Below are 20,258 nucleotides of genomic sequence, written 5' to 3'. Positions count from 1 at the left end.
TCTCCTGTCGTAGCGGGTCCGGTCGATGTGGGCCGCGCGATGAACGCCATGCCGGCAAACACCGGGCGTGGATCCGCGAACTCAGGAAACGCCGATGACGGAGAAGAACGGCCGGGGGGGGGCACAAACGGCGGGTGTTCCTTTCGTAGCCAGCATCGACATCGCAGCCTCATCTTCCAACAGACGTGAGCAATTGTCGGTGCTTCTACTCGACATCATAGGAACCATGGGGCCGACTTTTTGTCAACAAGATAATCACTCTAAGCAACTGTTTTTATGGCTTTTTTTTAAAAACGGCATCCACCGCCGCCTGCACTGGAGGATGCGCCTGCGGTTCAGACGGAGGACTTGGGCCAGCGTCAAGCGACAGGAGAAGCGCGGCTAGGCCGCCAAGCATGCGCGTAAGTTTCTGTCGATGCAGTCACGGTCGAGATTGCGGCCGATGAAGACGAACTTCGATTTGCGCGTATCCTCGCCCCAGGAGTGATCCGGACGGAAATCGACCAGCTTGTGCACTGCCTGGAGCACGAAGAAGCGCTCGTCGTTCGCCACTGAGACAATGCCCTTGGTGCGGAAGATGTCGTCGCCATACTCGCTGAGGTAATCCTTGAGGAAGCCCGCGAGCTTTTCGCCGTCGAAGGACTGCGGATAGACGAAGGAGTGGGATTTCACCGTCGCATCGTGCTGGTGCGGACGGAGCACGCTTGCCGGAGCACGATCATGACCGTGGTCATGGTGGTGGTCGCGCTCATGGTCATGGTCCGGATGATTGCACGTCGCGTCGTAGCATTCGAGATGTTGCTGGCCGTGCGCGTCGTGATCATCCTCCATATCGATGTCGAGGATTTCCGCCCGCTCGCGTACATAGGACGGCCGGAAGCCGTTGACGCCGAGGATGTTGGACAGGTCCACCTTGCCGTAGGTGGAACGCAGGATCGGCGCCGTCTGGTTGAGCTTGCGCAGCGTGTCCTCCAGAGAGCCGAGCGCTTCCTCGGAGGCAAGGTCGATCTTGTTGACGAGGATGCGGTCGGCGGCGACGATCTGGTTGACCGCCTGGTTGTCGCTGCCGTCGAGCACGGGATCGTAGAGATGCTGGTCGATATGCATGGCATCGACCAGCGTCACGACGGCATCGAGTTCGACTTCCTCAGCGACGCTGCGGTCGACGAAGAAGGCAGTAGCGACGGGAGTCGGATCGGCAAGGCCAGAGGTCTCAACGATGATATGGTCGAACTTGTCCTTGTGGCTCAAAAGCTTCTTCATCACCTCGATGAGGTCGTTGCGAACGTCGACGAAGCAGCAGATGCAGCCGTTCTGCATCTGGAATATCTCTTCGTCCGAGGCGAGCACGAGGTCGCTGTCGACATCCACTTCGCCGAACTCGTTCTCGATGACGGCGATGCGGTGGCCATGGCGCTCGGTGAGGATGTAGTTGAGCAGCGTCGTCTTTCCCGATCCCAGAAAACCGGTGAGGATCGTGATCGGGAGCTTCTTGTTGGCCGGCTCGATATGCATGTTCATGCGCCCTTCTCCCTCAAGGCTTTCAGGATGTCTTCGGGGGTGATCGGATAGTGATGGAAGCGGACGCCGATGGCGTCGTGGATGGCATTGGCGATGGCGGGGCCGATGGCGATGATCGGGTCTTCGCCGACGCCCTTGGCGCCCCATGGGCCGCCCGGATCGGGCGCGGCTTCGAGGATGATCGTCTCGATATCGGGCATGTCCATGGAGAGCGGCATCTTGTAGTCGACGAGGCCGGCGTTCAGCGACCGGCCGGTCTTCTTGTCGATGATGTAGTCCTCGGTCAGCGTGTGGCCGATGCCTTGCTGGATGCCGCCCTCGATCTGGCCCTGCGCCGCAATCGGGTGGATGACCCGGCCGATATCATGCACCGGGATAACGCGCTTGACCTCGACGATGCCCGTTTCCGTATCCACGTCCACTTCTGTGAAATGCGCGGCGAAGGAATAGGATTTCGTCGGCTCGTAGGTGCCATTGGCCACGATGTTGGCGGCCGGGATGCCGCGCGAGGGACCCATCGCCTCGGCAACCATCATGAAGCGGCCCGGCTCAGCCGTGACGAATATCCGGCCTTCGGAAAGGTCGATCTCGCTGGGCGTGACCTGCAGCTTCATCGCAGCCCGCTCGAGAACGGCCCCGCGCACCTTGGTGGCCGCCATCTTGGCAGCGGTGCCGACCAGATAGGTCGTGTGGCTGGCGAAGGCGCCGATGTCCCACGGCACGACATCCGTATCGCCATGGATGGTGCCGACATCTTCGAAGCGCACGCCGAGTTCTTCGGCAACGATCTGTGCCAGCGCCGTATGCGCGCCGGTGCCGAGACCGGCAGCGCCCGTGAGCAGTGTCACCGTGCCGTCCTCGTTGACCTTCACGGTCGCGTTGCCCTGTTCCTTGATGCCCGGATAGGCTGAAGAACCGTGCATTTCGCACCCGATGCCCCAGCCCTTGCGGATATGGGGGTGCTTCGGGTCCGGTGTACGGTCACGGTTGCGCAGTTTCTTCCAGTCGAGCACATCGATGCCGTGCTGAAGGCAGATTTCCAGGCCGTGGCCGAGGATCGGGTGACCGGACGGGGCGATATCGCCCGCGCGCACCACGTTCTTCAGCTTCAGGTCCGCCGGGTCCACGCCGAGCCTTTCAGCCGCCTCGTCCATCTGGATGTCGAGCGCATAGTAGCTCTGCACCACGCCGTAGCCGCGGAAGGCGCCGTTGATCGGCGTATTGGTGTAGACGCAGCGACCTTCTAACCGAACGTTCTCGCAGCGATAGAGCGAGGTCGCGGCATTGGTGCCGACGATGGTCACGCCCGGGCCATGCGAGCCGTAAGCGCCGGAGTCATAGACAAGCTTCATGTCACGCGCCACGAGCGTGCCGTCATTCTTGAAGCCCTGCTTCAACCAGACCCTGCACGGGTGACGCGAACGGCCGGCGACGAAGGTCTCGTGGCGGGTGAATTCCATCTTCACGGGCCGGCGCGTTTCCTTTGCGAGAAGTGCGCAAAGGAATTCGTGCTGGAAACAGTCCTGCTTGGCGCCGAAGCCGCCGCCCATGTGGTCGACGAGAACGCGCACCTTGGTGAGTGGCAGGCCGAGCACTTCGGCCAGGATGCCGCGCACCATGAAGGCGGTCTGCGTCGAGGTCCAGAAGGTCAGCTTGTTGGAGCCGTCCCAGTCGGCGATGCAGACATTCGGCTCCATATAGGCCGGATGCGGCCGCCCGCCGGAGAAGGTGCCTTCGAGTACGAAATCCGCCTCCGCAAACCCGGCGTCGATATCCCCGCGATTGACGCGCACCGGATCGAGTACCAGGTTGCCGCCAGGGCCGACGGCGTGGATCAGCGGCGCACCGGGTTGGGCTGCGTCTTCCGGCTCGAAGACGGCCGGCAAGGGCTCGTATTCGACCTCGATCAGATCGAGCCCCTCGTCGGCGATCTCTTCGCTGATGGCCGCAACGGCGGCGACGCCCTCACCCCAGAACCGCACCTTGTCGTCGAGGATATACTGGTCCTTGGTGCAAGAGGCCGAGCGCGGATGCGGTGAGCCGTAATGCAGCACGCGCGGCACGTTTTCATGGGTCAGCACGGCCTTCACACCGGGATAGGCGAGCGCCTTGCTGACATCGATGCTCTTGATGCGGGCGTGCGCAATGGCGGCGCGCTTGATCTTGCCGTGCAGCATGCCTGGCAGTTTGACGTCGCCTGTATATTCGGCCTCGCCCGTCACCTTTTCCAACACGTCGTCGCGCTTGACGCTCTTGCCGACAATCTTGAATTCCCGCTCTTCGATAGAGGTTGCCACGTTCATGACCTTGCTGCCTCCATCTCGAGCGCGGCGGATTTGATCGCGTCGAAAATCTTGGTGTACCCGGTGCAGCGGCAGATGTTGCCGCTGAGGCCGAAGCGGATGTCCTCGTCCGTCGGGCGTGGATTGTCGACGAGCAGCTTCTTGGCCATCATCAAGATGCCCGGCGTGCAGAAGCCGCATTGCGAGGCGCCGTGCCGCATGAAGGCATCCTGCAGCGGATGCAGCGTATCGACGCCGGGCTGGAGCCCTTCCACCGTCTCCACCGTCCGGCCCTCGGCCTCAACGGCGAGCATCAGGCAGGCATTGACGGGTTCGCCGTCGACGATAACGGTGCAGGCGCCGCAGTCGCCGACGTCGCAGCCCTTCTTGGTGCCGGTAAGACCGAGGTCGTCGCGTAGCGCGTCGAGTAGCGAACGGCAGGTATCCACCGTCATGTCGCGGGGCTCGCCATTGATGGTGAGTTCGACGGTCCGTTTCACGCGAAAGCCTCCAATGCCTGTTTGATCGCACGGCCGGTCAGCACACCGACCATGTCGCGTCGGTAATCGGCGCTGGCCCGCACGTTGCTGATCGGAGTGCACTCTTCCATCGCCTTGTTGGCAGCACTCTTGACGGTTGCCGCGTCGAGCCGGGTGCCACGCAGAACGGCTTCCGCTCCCGGCGCCCGCAGCACGGTCGCACCGACCGCGCCGAGCGCGATGCGGATGTCGCTGCACACGCCATCGTCCATGCAAAGGCTGACGGCGACGCCGACGGTGGAAAGCTCCATCGCTTTGCGACGGCCGTGCTTGAGATAGGCCTTGCCGCTGTTGTCGCCGGCCGGCGGCACGGTTATGCCGGTGACGATCTCGCCCTTGGCGAGCACGGTCTTGCCGGGGCCGGTGAAGAATTCGGCGAGCGGCACGACGCGCATGTTCGTGCGGCTGTAGATATGAATGAAGGCGCCGTCGGCGATCAGCGGCGGGATCGTGTCCGCCGACGGGGAGGCTCGACAGACATTACCGATGACGGTGGCGCGATTGCGCACCTGGATGGAGCCCAGCGAGGCGAAGGCCGCACGCAGGTTCGGATAACGCTGGCGCACCAGCATAAGGTGCTCCAGCCGACCGACGGTCACCAGCGCGCCAAACGTCAGGCCGCGGGTTTCGTCATAGGTGATGTCGGAGAGGCCGGGGATCTGCTTGATATCGACGACATTGCGCACGCGGCGCAGCCGTTCGCGGATTTCGACCAGAAGGTCCGTACCACCATTGAACAGAAAGGTGTCGTCGCCGAGATGGGTGAGAAGGCGGGACGCCTGCTCCAGTGTGTCCGCCCTATGGTATTCAAAGCGCCTCATGGCAGTCCTCATGGGTTCGGGGCTCTCCGGCGGCGCTAGGCCGCCGGACTATTGCTTGCCATTTCAGGCGGGGTCGGCTGCGCGGGCACACCGCTGTGCTGCTCAGTGTCCTGAGGCTCCTTCGCAGGCACGCCATTGAAGAGAATATTGAGCAATGCCGCTGCAAAGGTGCCGACCAGCACGCCGCTGTGCAGAAACTTTCCAACCGTGCCCGGCAGTTGATCGAAGATGTTTTCCGCAACGACCGGCACCATGGCCAGGCCGACACTGACCGCGACGATGTAGAGGTTGCACCGGTTGGTGGCGAAATCGACCTTTGACAGTATTTTCACACCGGTCGCCGAGACCATGCCGAACATCACGATAGCGGCGCCGCCGACGACGTAGCTCGGGATCGACGCGCTGACGAAGGCCACTTTCGGCAGCACACCCAGCAGGATCAGGATGACACCCCCTGCGGCGACCACGAAGCGGCTGAGCACGCCGGTAATCTGGAGCAGACCGACATTCTGTGCATAGGTCGTATAGGTGAAGGTGTTGAGCAGGCCGCCGATGATGTTGCCGACGCCATCGGTGCGCAGGCCGCGGGTGAGATCGCGCTGGGTGATCTTGCGCCCCGTCATCTCGCCGACCGCCAGGAACTGCCCGGTTGATTCGATCATCATGACCGTCATGACGGCACATAACGACAGGGTGGACCAGAATTCGAAGACCGGCCAGCCGAAGGCGAGCGGGTGGATGACACGCACCCAGTCGGCATCCGCCACGCCATGGAAATCGACCTTGCCGGCGGCAATGGTGATGGCAAAGCCGATGCCGATTCCCATCAGCACGGCTAGGTTCGACAGGAATCCCTTGAGAACACGGGTGAGCAGCAGGATCGAAAGCAGCACGACGGCCGCAACGGCAAGCGCGAAGGGCGCGCCATAGGCGGGGTTCGGGATCATGCCATCTGGTCCCTTGATCATCGGCTGCCCGCCCGCCGCCCAGTTCACGCCGACGCGCATCAGGGAGAGACCGATGATCAACATGACCGTGCCGGTCACGATCGGCGGGAAGAAACGCACCCAGCGTCCGAAGAACGGCGCGACCAAAATGGTGAAGACGCCGGATCCGATGACAGCCCCGATAATACCAGGCATGCCGAGGTCAGGATTGGTGCCCGTCGCGATGATCGAGGGCACCGCGGTGAACGAGACGCCCATCATGATGGGCAGGCGAATGCCGATTTTCCAGATGCCGAGCGCCTGGATGATCGTGACGAGGCCACAGGCGAACAGGTCCGCGCTGACGAGCAGGGCAATCTGTTCCTTGGGTAAGTGAAGCGCATTGCCGACGATAAGCGGCACGGCGACCGCTCCAGCATACATGACAAGGACGTGTTGCAGGCCCAAAGCCATGAGGCTCGGGATGGGATACATTTTTTCTACGGGATCCGCCGTCGTGGGATTGGTCATTCGCTTTCCTCCCAGCGAACAGCTTCCGGCGCGGTAGGGGCTTCATCGCCTCGTCGTTGACACCGCACGCCGTACGAGGAGCATCATGCGGCTGGTCAAATCAGCAAACAACCAGCATAATAATATTAATTCAACCAGTAACTGAATGAATTGCCCGGCATGGATATCACGCTTAAACAGCTTCGCGCCTTCGTCACCGTGGCCAATCTCGGGCAGTTTACGCTGGCCGCCGACAAGCTCGGCTCCTCGCAATCCGCCGTCAGCACACTGGTGCGGCAGTTGGAGACCAATCTCAACCTACGTCTCTTCGACCGGCACACCCGCCTGCTTCGCCTTACGCAAGCGGGCATGGACATCCTGCCGGTTGCCGCCCGCGCGGTCGCCGACATCGAGGGCATGGTGGAAAGTTCGCGGGAGCTGAACGCGCTCCGACGGGGGAAAGTTTCGATCGCGGCGGGCACCGTGCAGGCGGCGCTTCTGCTGCCGCCGCTCATCAACGATTTCAACAGGCTGCATCCCGATGTGACCGTCGAACTGCACGATGTGGCCGAGAAAACCGTGCTGGAGCAGGTCGCGAACGGATCGGTGGATCTTGGCGTCGGCACGGTGCCGGAGGACGACACGGAACTCGTTGGCACGCGGCTCACGACTGACGAGTTCCTCATAGTGCTGCATTCCGAAGACCCGCTGGTCAGACTTTCCGAGCTGCGCTGGACCGACCTTGTCGATCGCAAGCTGATTGGCCCGCAGCGCGGCAACCCGATTCGCGACCGGCTGGAAAACGAACTGGCTCGCAACGGCATCGTCCTGCCGCTCCAAAAGGCGATGCAGGAGGTGGCGTTGCCACTGACGATCATCGGCATGGTCGAAGCCGGCCTTGGCGTTGCGATAATGACTTCGGCAGTCGTTCGGCTAGCGACCTCGATGGGCCTTATCGTGCGAACGCCGACCGAACCACACATCAAGCGTGAGGTCAGCGTGATCCAGAAACGGGCGCGCTCCCTCTCCCCCGCCGCCCGCCGCTTCCGTGATTTCCTGCTCAAGTCGGTGCACTAAACTAGGCAATTCCAGCATATACGCTGCGGTTTTGCGCCCGAAATTGCGACCGCTCCGAGGTTGACCTCGCAAAAATTTCCGCGCTATCTGGTGGCGCTGCTGGACTGCGCGGTGCGCAGGCAGGCAGGGCGCAGCAGCCTCAAAGGAGCTTGTTGTGCGCGGAGCCCAACGCCAGCGCGTTCCGGTTAAACCGCCGCTCCCAGCCACACAGACCAGGAGCACCCATGGCTCACTCTTTGACAGACCGCGCCGCGCATTCCGAAGTGCCTGGCCGGCCGAATCGCCCCGACCTTTCCACCAACGCCATCCGCACCGCGAGGGAAGACCTCGCCGCCTGTTTCCGCATGGCGGCGCGCAACGGTTTTGAGGAAGGCATCTGCAACCATTTTTCCGCAGTCGTGCCGGGAAACGATGATCTCTTCATCGTCAATCCCTACGGTTACGCCTTTCGCGAACTCACGGCCTCGAAGCTGCTGATCTGCGATTTCAACGGCACCGTCATCGAGGGCGACGGCGCGCCTGAGGCGACCGCCTTCTACATCCACGCCGAAATCCACCGCCGCCTGCCGCGCGCCAAGGTCGCCTTCCACACGCACATGCGCTACGCCACAGCGCTCTCCATGACCGACGGTCCGCCGCTGATCTGGGCCGGTCAGACGGCCCTCAAATTCTACGGTCGCACCGCCGTAGATGAGCACTACAACGGTCTGGCGCTCGATAATCGCGAGGGCACGCGCATCGCGGAAGGCGCGGGAGATGCCGATATCGTCTTCATGAAGCACCATGGCGTGCTGGTGCTCGCGCCGACCATCGCAGAAGCTTGGGACGACCTCTACTACCTCGAACGGGCCGCCGAAGTGCAGGCGCTCGCCATGTCCACGGGCCGCACGGTTTCCCCCGTCGACCCGGCGATTGCCGAGGCCACCTACCGGCAGATGCGCGAGGGCGACGCAGACTCCGCCCGGGCCCATCTCGCCGCTATCCGCCGACAGCTCGACGCGGAAGATCCGCAATATCGGCACTGACCAGCTGAAAGGGCCTGTGCCATGCCATCGAATCGGCCCAGTGTCTCATGTTGTTGACTTTAATTGCTATTTTGCAGCTTCCAACAACCCTGCCGCTCGCGATTATTGCGAATATTTTATCAAACAATTGAAATAATGAATTTGTTTTAATTAATCCTCCATGCTTAGTTTTCCGCTACAACAAGAAAGTGGGGACAAATGGCACGTGGTAATCCAACTGTCTCGCTCGCACACCTGTCGTCCGGCCGGCCCTTTGCGCTCACTGGCGGAACAATCGTCACTGCCGATGGTTCACAAGCGGTCAGCGACATCATAGTCGGCGCGGACGGGCGTTTTGTCGCCGTAGAGCCGTTCCTCGACGCCACATCCTGCGACGCCCGCATCGATATCACCGGCATGCTGGTTTCCCCGGGCTTTGTCGATGCGCACCAGCATCTGGACAAGACCGGCGTGCTGCGCTTCACGCCCAATCCCTCCGGGACGCTGCAGGGCGCCCGCGAGGCCTTTGCCAAGTACGCCCAAACCGCCGGCCCCGAAGACATTCACAAGCGGGCGACGCGCACGGTCGAGCGATGTCTGTCTCGTGGCACGACAGCCATCCGCAGTCATATCAACGTAGACAAGGATGCCCGTTTCCATGGCATGGAGACACTGGCGGCGATCCGCGATGCCGAAAGAGACCGTATCACGCTCCAACTCGTTGCCTTCATGACGCCACATCCCGGCCAGGACTTCGACTGGCTTGAGAAGAACATCGATGGCGCGGTGGCGCTCGCTGATGCCGTCGGCGGCACGCCTGCCGTTTCCGAAGACCCGCCGCGTTATCTCGACATCCTGTTTTCCGCTGCGGTGAAGGCCGGCAAGCCGGTCGACCTGCATCTGGACGAGCACCTTAATGCCGGCGTGCACCTGCTGGATGCTGCCATCGAGAGGGTCGAGCGCTTCGGCATGCAGGGACGCACCGTCTTCAGCCATGTGTCGGTGCTCAGCGCCCTCCCCCGCCGGGAATTCCAGCGTATCGCCGAGCGCATCCGCACCCTCGATGTCGGTGTTGTCACGCTGCCGGCCGCCAACCTCTACCTGCAAGGCCGCGACGCCGAGATGCTGCCGCCGCGCGGCCTAACGCGCGTCGCCGAGTTGCACCGGGCCGGCGTCACCATCGCCACGGCATCCGACAACATCCAGGACCCGTTCGTGCCAACCGGCTCGGGTGACATGCTGGAAATCGCCCGCTGGACGCTCCTCGCAGGCCACCTGCGCGGCGACGAGCTTGCCGCCGCCCACCGCATGATCACGACCGCCCCTGCCCATCTGATGGGTCTCGGCAAGGACTACGGGCTGCGCTCATGCGCCCGGGCCGACTTCGTCGTAACCGATTGCACCGATACCGACACGCTGGTTGCAGGCGGGCCGGATCGCGCCTTCATTTTCTCGAGAGGACGCCTCGTCTCGGAAACGACGACCGCGCTCACGCGGGTCGAAAACAGCTGCCTGAAGGAGGACGCATAGCCGATCGGCGACTCCGGGGATTGAAACGACAATCTAATGGGAGGAACAAAATGAAGAAAACTGCAATTTCACGCCGGTCGCTCCTTGCGTCCGCTCTCGGATTAACGCTTGCCGGAACGATCTGGTCGGGCCTTGCCCGTGCCCAAGACTTCAAGATGGGGTTGCTCGTAACCGGCAGTGTAGCCGAGGAGGGTTGGAACCGTATCGCCTACGAAGCGCTGAAGCGCGTGGAGAAGGAACTCGGCGCCAAGATCAGCTATGTCGAGCTGCAACAGAATCCGGCGTCCTTCGAGAAGGCGTTCCGCGACTATGCAAGCCAAGGCTACCAAGTGATCCTGGGTCACGGCTTCGAGTTTCAGGATTCTGCCCAGACCGTTGCCGAGGAATATCCCGATACGGTGTTTCTCATATCATCGAGCAACGTCCATGACGGCAAGGTCATCGGCCTCAATACCGATTCCAGCCAGCCCTTCTACCTGATGGGAGCGATCGCCGCGAAGATGGGTAAGGCAGCGGGGCTGATCGGCGGAATGGAAATCCCGCCGATCAAGGAGGCGCTCGAAGGTTTCGTCAACGGTGCCAAGGATGCCAGCGCGGATTTCAAGGTGAGCCAAGTCTATCTCGGCAACTTTACCGATGCCACCGCCGCGAAGGAAGCTGCCATCAACATGATCCACGGCGGCGCCGATTTTGTCGTGCCCGACGCTGATGCCGCCGGTCTCGGCACGATCCAGGCGGTGCGCGAGGCCGGCCCCGAGATAAGCACATTCAGTATCTTCAGCGACCAGACGGAGATCGCGCCCAAGAACATTCTCGGCACTTACATTGCCGATTACGGACAGGGCGTGGTGCGGATCGTCAAGGGCATAAAGGAAGGGACAGTGCCGACCTCGAACGTCGATTTCGGCCTGAAGGACACAGACGTCGTCAAGTTCTCCTACAATGACAAGGCCGCTCATCCCGTGTCGGAGGACGTGCGCAAATATGTCGAGGATGTAAAGGCCAAGATAATCGCTGGCGAAATCAAAACGCGTCATCGACAGTAGGCCCGCCTTCCGGAGCGCCGGCTGCCCGGCGCTTCGTCCTCCCGTCTCCAGGTGGAGTTCAATGGCCGACATCAACATCCCCCCACCCACGAATGCCACTTCGATATTGGCCGGCGCGTCGCTCCGCGCCGGCTTGAGCAGGCTCGCCAAAGCAACTGCACCTCCTGTCGCGGCGGTGCTGCTCGCACTCCTAGCGGGGGCGGTTCTTCTTGCGGTGACCGGCTTCAATGCGTTCGACATCTTCACCGTGATGGTGAACGGCGTGTTCCAGGATGTCGGCTCCATCGCCGAAATGCTGCTCAGGGCGACACCGTTGATCCTGATCGGCATTGGCCTTTGCGTGGCTTTCCGCTGCAGCATCTGGAATATCGGCGCAGAGGGGCAGTTCTATGCCGGCTCCTGCGCAGCGACATTCTGCGGTGTCCACTTCGCCGGCCTGCCGTCATGGGCCCATATCCTGCTCATTCTGGTCGCCGGCGCCGTCGCAGGCGCGCTTTGGGCGGCGATTGCCGGCCTGCTGAAGGTTCTTTTCAACGCCAGCGAGATCGTCACGACGATCATGCTGAACTATATCGCGATCTTCATGACCAGCTATCTGGTCACAGGCCCGCTGATGGAGTCTGGTGCTGCCTATCCGCAGTCTGCAAAACTTCTGCGCGAAGTCTGGCTGCCACGTGTTGTACCTTCTACCAGGCTGCATATTGGCATCCTTATTGCGGTAGCGCTTGCAACGATCATCTACGTTTTCCTGTTCCGCAGCAGCGCCGGCTATGCGGTACGAATAGTGGGCATCAACTCGCACGCCGCGCGCTATGCCGGCATCAGCGTGCGCCGGAGCATCCTGCTCGCCATCTCCATAAGCGGCTCCATGGCGGGACTCGCCGGCGCGATGCAGATCGCCGGCGTCACCCATCGGCTCTACCAGGATATTTCACCCGGCTACGGCTTCGAGGCCATCGCAGTGGCCTTACTTGCGAACAACAACCCGGTCGGCGCGATATTTTCAGGCATTCTCTTCGCAGTGCTGGATTCAGGATCGGAGCTGATGCAGATCAACGCCCAGGTGCCACAAGTGCTGGTTTTCATCATACAGGGCATGGTGATCTTGTCGGTCGTCGGGTTCGCGGCATTCAAATTCCAGTCCGCGCGTCCGCAGGAGTAAAAGCCATGGATCACATCCTCACACTCAGCTTTCTGGCCACCACCCTCGGCGCGACCTGGCGGCTCGCCACCCCGATCATCTTCGCCTCGGTCGGCGAGGTAATCTCTGAACGTGCTGGTGTGCTTAACATAGGCCTTGAAGGCACCATGCTTCTCGGCGCGTTTACGGGATTTGCCACAGTCTACGCGACAGGCAATCTACCGCTCGGCTTCCTCGCCGCTGGGGCCGCCGGGGCCTTGGCCGGCCTTCTCTTCGCGCTCTTCGCGATCACCATCAAGGCTAACCAGATCATCGTCGGCGCCGCGCTCAACCTTCTTGGCCTTGGATTAACCTCATTTCTCTTCCGAACCTATCTGGTCCAGACAGGTCAAGGCGTGCAGATCGTTCCAGCGATGGATGTTCCTTTGCTCAGCCAAATCCCATATTTCGGAACACCGCTCTTTCGGCAGAACATTGTCGTCTATTCGACGATCCTCGTAGCGCTCGGCGCCTATTTCCTGCTCTTCCGCACCTCTTTCGGCCTGACACTGAGGGCGGTGGGCGAACACCCCAAGGCCGTCGATGTTGGCGGTCGAAGCGTGGCACTCTACCGATACGCGGCGGTGCTAATCGGCTGTTCGCTCGCCGGGCTGGGCGGCGCCTATCTGACACTGGCGCACGCGAACCAGTTCGTCGAGGGCATGACGTCTGGCCGCGGATTCATCGCGCTCGCGGTCGTCGTGTTTGCGAGATGGTCGCCCATCGGCGCCTTCTTCGTGTCGCTGCTCTTCGGCATGTTTTACGCCCTACAATTGCAGTTGCAGGCGGAGCCGAGCATCCACATTCCTTATCAGGTGCTGCAGGCCATGCCCTATCTCGCCACCATCGTTGCCCTGCTTCTGGTGCGTAACCGGACCGACACTCCGGCGACTCTCGGCGTTCCCTACCGCAAGGTCTAGGAGAGAACTATGCAAGTGCAGCCCTTCCTCCGCATGGACAACATCCGCAAGCGGTTCGGCAGCGTCATCGCAAGCGCCGGCGCGACGATCGAGGTCGAAGAGGGTGAGATCTATGCGCTGCTCGGCGAAAACGGCGCCGGCAAGAGTGTTCTGATGAACATCCTGTGTGGTATCCTCACGCCGGACGAGGGCGAGATCGTCTTCCGCGGCGCGCCGCTCAGGCTCGGTTCGCCGGAGCAAGCGGTCCGCCACCGCATAGGCATGGTGCATCAGCACTTCATGCTCGTCCCCAGTTTGACGGTGACCGAGAACTATATGCTGGGCCAAGGTTCGCCACTTCGGCTGCTCAGCCGGATGCGGGCCGTCTCATCGCGCATTAGCGAACTCAGCGATCGCTACGGACTAGACGTGCGACCGGATTCGGTGGTGCGGAATCTGTCGGTAGGCGAGCAACAGCGTGTCGAAATCCTAAAAGTGCTCTACCATGGCATCGACCTGCTGATCCTGGACGAACCGACCGCCGTGCTGACGCCTCAGGAAACGGACCGGCTGCTCGACTTGCTGCGCGATTTGGTGAGGGAAGGCAAGACCGTTATTTTCATTTCGCACAAGCTCGATGAAGTGATGCGCGTCAGCGATCGTGTCAGCGTCATGCGAGATGGCCGGGTCGTATTCACGACCAAGACCAGTGAGACGGACCCGCGCGAACTCGCCCGCATGATGGTGGGCCGCGATGTGCTCATGGATTTGCCACGCACCGCGGCGCAGCCCGGTCGGGTAGTACTTGCGGTCACCAATCTTCACTGCAACAACGAGCTTGGCCTGCCTGCGGTTCGGGACATTTCCCTCGAAGTCAGGCAAGGCGAGATCGTCGGGATCGCAGGCGTGTCCGGCAACGGTCAGAGCGAGCTGGCGCTCGCCATGACGGGGCTGGTTCCTACAACGGCTGGCTCGATAAAGCTGAATGGCGAGGAACTCCGAGGGCTTTCCCCCAGCGCGATCAACCGCCGACCCTTCGCTCATGTTCCCGAGGATCGGCATAAGATGGGGATCGTGCTGCCGCTTCCGTTGACAGAAAACGTCATCTTGCAGCGCTACAACCAGGCGCCTTTTTCGGCTCGAGGGCTGCTCGACCTGAATGCGATCGCCGACCACGCACGCGATCTGGTTAGCCGCTTTAAAGTGAAAGCGCGCGATGTCGACGTGCTCATCCACACGCTTTCGGGCGGCAATCAGCAGAAACTGGTTGTGGCTCGTGAGCTGGCGCGACGTCCAGATTTCCTGCTTATCAACCAGCTTACGCGCGGGATTGATATCGGCGCGATGGAGTTCGTGATGCAGGAGGTGCTCAAGGAACGCGAGGCTGGCAAGGCCATCATGCTGATCTCCACCGAGCTCGAGGAGCTTTTCGCCATCTGCGACCGGATCTTGGTCATCTATGAGGGGCGCATTATTGGCGAAATACCACCCGACCGTAGCCGGCTCGACGAGCTCGGCCTGCTTATGGCAGGCAAACGGATCGACACAGCACCCGCCGCGACGCTGATGCAATATGGCCATGTCGGTCGGTGATGCGATCACCCCAGCGGTTGCTGCCCGTCAATTAGACGCACGAAACAATTTCTTCCTTCAATCGCGATTGCGCAATGATCCTGTCTGCGCCTAATCTGAAACGACAAGGCTTGCCCCTTATGCGAGGCGGCGTCGACAGGCTTCACGGACAATCGCGTATGAATGTGACGCTCAGGCAGTTGCAGGCCTTTGTCTCCGTTGCCGATCTAGGCCGCTTTAACTTGGCGGCAGCACACCTCGGTCTGACGCAGTCGGCGGTCAGCATCATGATCAAGGATCTCGAAACCGAGCTGAAGCAGCGCCTGTTCGACCGCCACACCCGCATGGTAAGTCCGACACTGGCAGGCCGCGAATTCCTGCCCCAGGCGCGCAAGATCCTCGCCGACCTTGAGATCGCCGTCGGCAATATTCACGAGCTCAACACGCTTGGTCGAGGCCGCGTCACGGTGGCCTCGGCGATTGTACTTGCAGCGACGCTGGTGCCGCCGGTTATCGCGCGTTTCATCAGCCGCTATCCGGACATTGTCGTACAGATCAGGGACATGCCGGAAGAAGAAATCCGTCCCGCCTTGACCCGCAATGAGGTCGATCTTGGCATCGGCACGCTGTCCGGCGACGACGCCGAGATCGATGCCACGCTGCTCGGCCGCGATCGGCTGACGCTCGTCTGCCGCGCCGACCATCGCCTGGCGGGCCAAACTGAGGCACGCTGGAGCGATCTGAAAGGCGAGACATTGATTGGGCTCGCCAAGGAAAACCCCCTCCGGGACATGGTTGATCATGCGCTGCTGAAGGCCGGCGCTGAGCTGCGCACGAAGTACGAGGTCCGCTTTTCCACGACGGCCATCAGCATGATCGCGGAGGGGCTTGGCGTGTCGATCCTGCCCGAGAATTCGCAACAGCTCACCGCCTCGGTCAACGTCAAGTCGATCCTGCTTACCCTACCGACGATAAGCCGAGACATATCGCTTCTACAGAACCGCCAGTTCATGCTGTCTCCCGCCGCCGCTCGGATGAAAGAATTTTTCATCCAAGCGAGGCAAACGGCCATAGCAGATCGCGGGCCGCTCGCTCATGCTCAAAGATGAAATTTTCCAAACCACTTATCCCGACAATGAAATTGCTTTCGGCAAGGATGCGGCTTTCAATACGCCTTGGAGCAGACGCTTCGGATGGCGGGTTGACCGATGAAAGTGCTCTATATCTATTGCCATCCCTTGCCGGAGAGCTTTCACGCCGCGCTCCGCGAGCAGGCGCTCGCTGGCATGAGGGAGGCGGGCCATACCGTGGATCTAATGGATCTCTATGCCGAGAACTTCGACCCGGTGCTCACCACTGAAGGTCGGCGTCATTACCACGAAATTCCAAGCAATCGGGAGGGGTTGGAGGGACCTATCGAACGTCTCCAGCAAGCGGAAGCGCTGGTCGTCCAGTTCCCGACCTGGTGCTTCGGCCCGCCGGCAATGCTCAAGGGCTTCTTCGATCGTGTGCTGATGCCAGGCGTGGCCTTCGACATCAGCGACCCAACCAATGTGCGCCCCATGTTGACGAACATCCGCAAGATCGTGGGTATCGTTACTTACGGCCGGCCGCGTTATATGGCACTCTACATGGCAGACCCGCCCCGAAAAATCATCCGGCGCTACCTGAAATGGTTCACCAAGGGCGCACGCACCGAATATTACGCGCTCTATCACCTTAACGTTGCTAGCGACCAAACCCGGAAACGTTTTCTCTCCCACGTCCGGACCTCGATGGCGGCGCTATGACCAGCCGTGGTGCTGCTCATCCAATCTAATAACGTTTGAGCGTCACCTATCGACATCTGCCAAGAAAGCGCCTTATCCGACCAATTGGGAGGAGATAAACTGTGATCGAGCTCGAGACACGGCTAGAAAGTCAAATCAAAGTCATAACGCTTGCGCTTGCGAGATGTGCAATCTTGGCGTTGGCAGCTATTGTCCTGGCGGGTTGACCCGCAATGGGAGCAAGCTTGCATGAATGGCCTCTATAATGAATCCGACAAGAAGTCTCAGGATATCCATGAGTACGGGAGGTTTTAGATGGAGCGAGGGTCCGCCAATGCGAAACCCCGGCCTGATTGATGCAAGCCGGACGGGTCATTGCTGGGCAGTATCAGAGCCCTCTCAAAGCAAGCCTGCCGACCACGACACTATCTGTTGCCAGAGCCTGTTATAGCCGCCCCACGTCACAAACGACTCCGGAGCCCAGTGCGGCGCGCAATCCGATGTGAAGGCCACCGCGCGACCCCGTCCATACAAGCCGCAGGCGATGAGGGGATCCTCCCCCACGGACGCGACCAGTTTGCCGTCGGGCTTCATGCTCACTCGATTGTAGCCCAGAAGATGAGGCCACCCGGTTCCGAGCCCCGCCACGATAGGATGGCCATCGTTCTCGACACGTGGCGTGACACCTTGCGGAAACTCGGCACGGTCATCCGTGGACTGCAAATGCACGGGAAGGATCTCCTCGATGGGCGAACCCCTATACTGCCCCTTCGCCTCTATGCCTTGAAACGTAAGGTATCCACCGATCATCACGAACCCGCCGCCATCGGCGACATAGTCGCGGATTGCCTGGAGGCGGTTCGGCATAATCTTGCCTCTGACGAATGTGTCGCGATGAAGCAGCAGCGTGTTGGCGCCTATATCGCTCAGGATGACGCTGCCATATTCCGACAACTTCTCGACAGTAAACGGAAATTCCCGCGCCGCTACATGGGAGGGCTGATAATCGACTTGCCATCCGCCTGCCTCGAGGGCAGTCCGCAGCCAATCGATACCCTCGGAATATTCCGTGGTAGTGAAACTGTCGAAGCCCTTCTGGTGGATGCTGTGGACGCTCCAGGACTCTCCCGCGATGAGTACGCGACGATCTTTTTCCATTCTTCCCCTCTTTCATACCGATTTCCAAATGTTATAGACGCAGATCTCCGTTGGCGGCAGAACACGACCTGATCAGTTGAAATGCTGTCGAGCGTCGACGCCATCCTGGGTTTGTGCCGATCTTACTGGACGATGGTGCAGTTGCGTTGCCCGAACCAGACGACATCCTCGCGTTTGACGCCGAAAAGGTGATTGCCGATAAAGGGTTCAATCGCCCAGGCTCCGGTCATCGGCGTGCTGTTCCAGGCATCTATGTATCCGCCGTCATAGGAACTGCTGGCGCTCAGCGAATGGCCGATATTGGAAAGCCGGTCGAGAAGGACATAAGGCGTGCGCTCGAGCTCACGCAGGAACACGGCGAAAAGATCGCAGGCCCGCATGCCGGGCGTCACGGAAGCAAGCACGGTGGCATGGATGGCGTCCACGGTTTCGAGCGCTTTCGCCTGCGCCGGGTTGCCGCCGCGGATGAAGGTGCGGGTACAGTCGCCCCACCATCCGGTCTGTGTGATCGGATGAACGTCGATCATGCCGAGATCCAGGTTCCACAGTACTCGCAGGCTGGGCTTGTCGGTCGGAAAGCAGCTCAGGGTTCCCTGGCCAAAGCCGATGGTGGTGGGTGTCCAGACCCCGATGCCGCCAAGATCCTTCACATATCGGTCGGCGCGGTCGCGCACTTCGATCTCGGTTTCGCCCGGCTGCGCATCGGCGGCAATCGCTTCCGCAATCCGTATGGCCAGGCGCTGGGCCTCGATCAGCCCCTCGGGTGGATCGTCTTCGACGTGGACGTTCATCTGATCGGCTCCGTTCGTGGGATGGCTCGAACAAGGAATGCTAGCGGGAATCCGGTCAGGCCGGCTCAAGTTCGCGGATGGTTTCGACGAAGGTGCGCACATGCTGCGCATTCATCTCGCCCGTATCGATATGTCCTGCCTTCAGATAGCTCCCGACGATAACGGCGTCGCCGCAGGCCAGGTCCTGCCGGGCCGTGGCCGGAGTGACGCCGGCGCCGACCACGAGCGGGAACTTGGGCCCGAGGATGTCGCGGAATTCGCGGGTCTTCTGCGTCGGCGTCTGCAGACCAGTGCCGTCACCGGTCACGACGATGCCGTCGCAGCGCTCCTTGCCGATCAAAAGATCTTCCTCCAGCGAGCGGCCGGAGAGGTAGGGTTGGTACTTGAACCTAACGCCGCCCAGGACATAAGCGTCGCATCCGGCACGCTCAGCCGCGAGCCAGTCGCCAAAGTCGCGATCCTCGGTCGCGGGCAGGTGCCCGGCAACGGAATCCAGCTGGATGAACCGGGCATTATGGGCCTTCGCAACCTCGAAGGCCCGCTTGTCGTCCTTGAGGATGTTCACGCCGAACACGACGTCGCGGGCCGAGCCGGCAAGCCAGTCGCAAACGCGCACCACATCGTCGACGGAGCCGAAATAGTTCTCGACGATCACCGCATCCACGCCCGCGGTCCACAATATCTCTACCTCGCGGCGTGCGACGTCGAATTTATCCACGCTGTCTACGCCCTTCAGGTGAAGCATGGCCAGGATCGGCTTCGCGTTCTTGAAGCTGGCGAGAAAATTCATCTTTTGCATACTGGCACCTTTCCGGTCGTCTGGCTGAATTCCGGGGCATCCGGAATGAGTGGTATGATGTCCTGAAGCTGGTAGGCCGAGCCCGGAAGACGAAGGCTCCTGGCAAGCTCGGCAAGCTCGGGACGGCGGATCTTGGCGCGACGCAGCAGGTCGTCGTTGCCGAACAGCGCCCGACAGGTCCCGTCGAACACGACGCGTCGCTCCGCCATAGCGATCACACGGGCGAAATTCTCCGCAACGAAGCGCATGTCATGGGTGATGGTGACGACGGCGACGCCGGCGGCTTCGAGCCGCTCGATCAGCCGCGACAGGATGGCAAGACCGGGGCGGTCGAGACCAGCTGTCGGCTCGTCGAGAATCACGTAACGGCATTCGCTGACGAGGATGGCGGCGATCGCCACAAATTTGCGCATCACCAGCGGCAGGTCGCTCGGATTGGCGTCGAGATAGGGCGCGATGCCGGTCATGGCGGCGGCACAGTCCACCCTCTCGCGGCGCTTAGCCTCGTCCCAGCGGCGGTAGCGAGGCAGATATTCGAGTTCCGCCCGAACCGTGCTGGAAAATATCTGGTCGTCCGGGTTCTGGAACACATAGCCTACGGTTTCGGCGACCGTGGCAGTGGTGCGGCCGGTCGTGGCGATGCCGTCGATTACCACCCTGCCGCAGGCCGGCTGGTAGAGGCCGTTCATCAGCTTGACCGTGGTCGTCTTGCCGGCGCCGTTCTGGCCCACGATTGCCAGCCGCTCGCCCGCCGCGAGCCCGAAGCTGATCGTGTCGACGGCAAGTGAGCCGTTGGGATAGGCGAAGGAGACGCCCTCGAATTCGATGGCCATG

19 protein-coding genes are annotated in these 20,258 nt (G+C 61.3%); 10 read left to right on the top strand and 9 right to left on the bottom strand.

Going from position 1 to position 20,258, the window contains the following annotated elements; all coding sequences use genetic code 11:
* Positions 1 to 94: 94 nt before the first annotated feature.
* Positions 95 to 385, top strand: a complete 291-nt coding sequence (locus FJ960_RS09110) for a hypothetical protein (RefSeq protein WP_140713331.1) — start codon at positions 95 to 97, stop codon at positions 383 to 385.
* Here the strand turns inward: FJ960_RS09110 and FJ960_RS09105 are convergent.
* The 5 genes from FJ960_RS09105 to FJ960_RS09085 are packed head-to-tail and all read right to left on the bottom strand — an operon-like array spanning position 382 to position 6,620.
* Positions 382 to 1,521, bottom strand: coding sequence for a GTP-binding protein (locus FJ960_RS09105; protein ID WP_140713329.1), 1,140 nt, complete (start codon positions 1,519 to 1,521; stop codon positions 382 to 384). The genes FJ960_RS09110 and FJ960_RS09105 overlap by 4 nt on opposite strands.
* Entirely contained in the window at positions 1,518 to 3,824 is a 2,307-nt protein-coding gene (locus tag FJ960_RS09100; protein ID WP_140713327.1) for a xanthine dehydrogenase family protein molybdopterin-binding subunit, read from the bottom strand. The genes FJ960_RS09105 and FJ960_RS09100 overlap by 4 nt, the downstream gene beginning before the upstream one ends.
* The gene (locus FJ960_RS09095) at positions 3,821 to 4,303 is read right to left on the bottom strand and encodes a (2Fe-2S)-binding protein (RefSeq protein WP_140713325.1); all 483 of its coding nucleotides are present in this window, start codon (positions 4,301 to 4,303) and stop codon (positions 3,821 to 3,823) included. The genes FJ960_RS09100 and FJ960_RS09095 overlap by 4 nt, the downstream gene beginning before the upstream one ends.
* Positions 4,300 to 5,163 (bottom strand): xanthine dehydrogenase family protein subunit M, encoded by an 864-nt coding sequence (locus FJ960_RS09090; protein WP_140713323.1) that lies wholly within the window; start codon positions 5,161 to 5,163, stop codon positions 4,300 to 4,302. The genes FJ960_RS09095 and FJ960_RS09090 overlap by 4 nt, the downstream gene beginning before the upstream one ends.
* Before the next feature lie 35 nt (positions 5,164 to 5,198).
* Positions 5,199 to 6,620, bottom strand: coding sequence for a nucleobase:cation symporter-2 family protein (locus FJ960_RS09085; protein ID WP_140713321.1), 1,422 nt, complete (start codon positions 6,618 to 6,620; stop codon positions 5,199 to 5,201).
* A gap of 159 nt (positions 6,621 to 6,779) precedes the next feature.
* Between FJ960_RS09085 and FJ960_RS09080 the strand changes: the two genes are divergently transcribed.
* The 9 genes from FJ960_RS09080 to FJ960_RS09040 all read left to right on the top strand — a co-directional run bounded on the left by FJ960_RS09080 (position 6,780) and on the right by FJ960_RS09040 (position 16,697).
* The gene (locus tag FJ960_RS09080; RefSeq protein WP_140713587.1) at positions 6,780 to 7,676 is read left to right on the top strand and encodes a LysR substrate-binding domain-containing protein; all 897 of its coding nucleotides are present in this window, start codon (positions 6,780 to 6,782) and stop codon (positions 7,674 to 7,676) included.
* A 224-nt stretch (positions 7,677 to 7,900) separates the two neighbouring features.
* Complete coding sequence (locus FJ960_RS09075) at positions 7,901 to 8,701, top strand: aldolase (RefSeq protein WP_140713319.1); 801 nt, start codon at positions 7,901 to 7,903, stop codon at positions 8,699 to 8,701.
* A gap of 198 nt (positions 8,702 to 8,899) precedes the next feature.
* Complete coding sequence (locus tag FJ960_RS09070) at positions 8,900 to 10,210, top strand: amidohydrolase family protein (protein WP_140713317.1); 1,311 nt, start codon at positions 8,900 to 8,902, stop codon at positions 10,208 to 10,210.
* A gap of 155 nt (positions 10,211 to 10,365) precedes the next feature.
* The gene (locus FJ960_RS09065; protein WP_348642351.1) at positions 10,366 to 11,256 is read left to right on the top strand and encodes a BMP family protein; all 891 of its coding nucleotides are present in this window, start codon (positions 10,366 to 10,368) and stop codon (positions 11,254 to 11,256) included.
* A gap of 61 nt (positions 11,257 to 11,317) precedes the next feature.
* Positions 11,318 to 12,418 (top strand): ABC transporter permease, encoded by a 1,101-nt coding sequence (locus FJ960_RS09060; protein ID WP_140713313.1) that lies wholly within the window; start codon positions 11,318 to 11,320, stop codon positions 12,416 to 12,418.
* A 5-nt stretch (positions 12,419 to 12,423) separates the two neighbouring features.
* Positions 12,424 to 13,356 (top strand): ABC transporter permease, encoded by a 933-nt coding sequence (locus tag FJ960_RS09055; RefSeq protein WP_140713311.1) that lies wholly within the window; start codon positions 12,424 to 12,426, stop codon positions 13,354 to 13,356.
* Positions 13,357 to 13,365: 9 nt separating this feature from the next.
* Positions 13,366 to 14,928 carry an ABC transporter ATP-binding protein gene (locus FJ960_RS09050; RefSeq protein WP_140713309.1) on the top strand — a complete coding sequence of 521 codons (1,563 nt, stop codon included), beginning with the start codon at positions 13,366 to 13,368 and terminating at the stop codon, positions 14,926 to 14,928.
* A 158-nt stretch (positions 14,929 to 15,086) separates the two neighbouring features.
* On the top strand, positions 15,087 to 16,016 hold the full coding sequence (locus tag FJ960_RS09045) for a LysR family transcriptional regulator (protein WP_140713585.1): 930 nt from the start codon (positions 15,087 to 15,089) through the stop codon (positions 16,014 to 16,016).
* A gap of 99 nt (positions 16,017 to 16,115) precedes the next feature.
* Positions 16,116 to 16,697, top strand: a complete 582-nt coding sequence (locus tag FJ960_RS09040) for an NAD(P)H-dependent oxidoreductase (protein WP_140713307.1) — start codon at positions 16,116 to 16,118, stop codon at positions 16,695 to 16,697.
* A gap of 378 nt (positions 16,698 to 17,075) precedes the next feature.
* Here FJ960_RS09040 and FJ960_RS09035 read toward each other — a convergent pair whose 3' ends face one another.
* From FJ960_RS09035 to FJ960_RS09020, 4 genes are all read right to left on the bottom strand, one after another.
* Positions 17,076 to 17,834 (bottom strand): glutamine amidotransferase, encoded by a 759-nt coding sequence (locus FJ960_RS09035; RefSeq protein WP_140713306.1) that lies wholly within the window; start codon positions 17,832 to 17,834, stop codon positions 17,076 to 17,078.
* A 122-nt stretch (positions 17,835 to 17,956) separates the two neighbouring features.
* Positions 17,957 to 18,625, bottom strand: coding sequence for a M24 family metallopeptidase (locus FJ960_RS09030; protein ID WP_181174190.1), 669 nt, complete (start codon positions 18,623 to 18,625; stop codon positions 17,957 to 17,959).
* Between the two features lie 55 nt (positions 18,626 to 18,680).
* Positions 18,681 to 19,415, bottom strand: a complete 735-nt coding sequence (locus FJ960_RS09025) for a BtpA/SgcQ family protein (RefSeq protein WP_210243276.1) — start codon at positions 19,413 to 19,415, stop codon at positions 18,681 to 18,683.
* Complete coding sequence (locus FJ960_RS09020; protein ID WP_140713301.1) at positions 19,412 to 20,257, bottom strand: ABC transporter ATP-binding protein; 846 nt, start codon at positions 20,255 to 20,257, stop codon at positions 19,412 to 19,414. Before FJ960_RS09020 ends, FJ960_RS09025 begins: the two co-directional genes overlap by 4 nt.
* Position 20,258 lies beyond the last annotated feature (1 nt).

The sequence above is a fragment of the Mesorhizobium sp. B2-3-11 genome, assembly GCF_006442215.1.
Classification (GTDB): Bacteria; Pseudomonadota; Alphaproteobacteria; order Rhizobiales; family Rhizobiaceae; genus Mesorhizobium; species Mesorhizobium salmacidum.
Note: the sequence above shows the minus strand (reverse complement) of the source record. Positions and strands in the feature narration are given on the sequence as shown.

What these genes read in the sequence shown, in the direction of transcription:
- FJ960_RS09025 (WP_210243276.1), bottom strand. Translation starts at nt 19,415, where the DNA reads ATGAATTTTCTCGCCAGCTTCAAGAACGCGAAGCCGATCCTGGCCATG.
- FJ960_RS09020 (WP_140713301.1), bottom strand. Translation starts at nt 20,257, where the DNA reads ATGGCCATCGAATTCGAGGGCGTCTCCTTCGCCTATCCCAACGGCTCA.
- FJ960_RS09040 (WP_140713307.1), top strand. Translation starts at nt 16,116, where the DNA reads ATGAAAGTGCTCTATATCTATTGCCATCCCTTGCCGGAGAGCTTTCAC.
- FJ960_RS09085 (WP_140713321.1), bottom strand. Translation starts at nt 6,620, where the DNA reads ATGACCAATCCCACGACGGCGGATCCCGTAGAAAAAATGTATCCCATC.
- FJ960_RS09070 (WP_140713317.1), top strand. Translation starts at nt 8,900, where the DNA reads ATGGCACGTGGTAATCCAACTGTCTCGCTCGCACACCTGTCGTCCGGC.
- FJ960_RS09090 (WP_140713323.1), bottom strand. Translation starts at nt 5,163, where the DNA reads ATGAGGCGCTTTGAATACCATAGGGCGGACACACTGGAGCAGGCGTCC.
- FJ960_RS09075 (WP_140713319.1), top strand. Translation starts at nt 7,901, where the DNA reads ATGGCTCACTCTTTGACAGACCGCGCCGCGCATTCCGAAGTGCCTGGC.
- FJ960_RS09060 (WP_140713313.1), top strand. Translation starts at nt 11,318, where the DNA reads ATGGCCGACATCAACATCCCCCCACCCACGAATGCCACTTCGATATTG.
- FJ960_RS09045 (WP_140713585.1), top strand. Translation starts at nt 15,087, where the DNA reads ATGAATGTGACGCTCAGGCAGTTGCAGGCCTTTGTCTCCGTTGCCGAT.
- FJ960_RS09055 (WP_140713311.1), top strand. Translation starts at nt 12,424, where the DNA reads ATGGATCACATCCTCACACTCAGCTTTCTGGCCACCACCCTCGGCGCG.
- FJ960_RS09080 (WP_140713587.1), top strand. Translation starts at nt 6,780, where the DNA reads ATGGATATCACGCTTAAACAGCTTCGCGCCTTCGTCACCGTGGCCAAT.
- FJ960_RS09030 (WP_181174190.1), bottom strand. Translation starts at nt 18,625, where the DNA reads ATGAACGTCCACGTCGAAGACGATCCACCCGAGGGGCTGATCGAGGCC.
- FJ960_RS09035 (WP_140713306.1), bottom strand. Translation starts at nt 17,834, where the DNA reads ATGGAAAAAGATCGTCGCGTACTCATCGCGGGAGAGTCCTGGAGCGTC.
- FJ960_RS09100 (WP_140713327.1), bottom strand. Translation starts at nt 3,824, where the DNA reads ATGAACGTGGCAACCTCTATCGAAGAGCGGGAATTCAAGATTGTCGGC.
- FJ960_RS09050 (WP_140713309.1), top strand. Translation starts at nt 13,366, where the DNA reads ATGCAAGTGCAGCCCTTCCTCCGCATGGACAACATCCGCAAGCGGTTC.
- FJ960_RS09110 (WP_140713331.1), top strand. Translation starts at nt 95, where the DNA reads ATGACGGAGAAGAACGGCCGGGGGGGGGCACAAACGGCGGGTGTTCCT.
- FJ960_RS09065 (WP_348642351.1), top strand. Translation starts at nt 10,366, where the DNA reads ATGGGGTTGCTCGTAACCGGCAGTGTAGCCGAGGAGGGTTGGAACCGT.
- FJ960_RS09105 (WP_140713329.1), bottom strand. Translation starts at nt 1,521, where the DNA reads ATGAACATGCATATCGAGCCGGCCAACAAGAAGCTCCCGATCACGATC.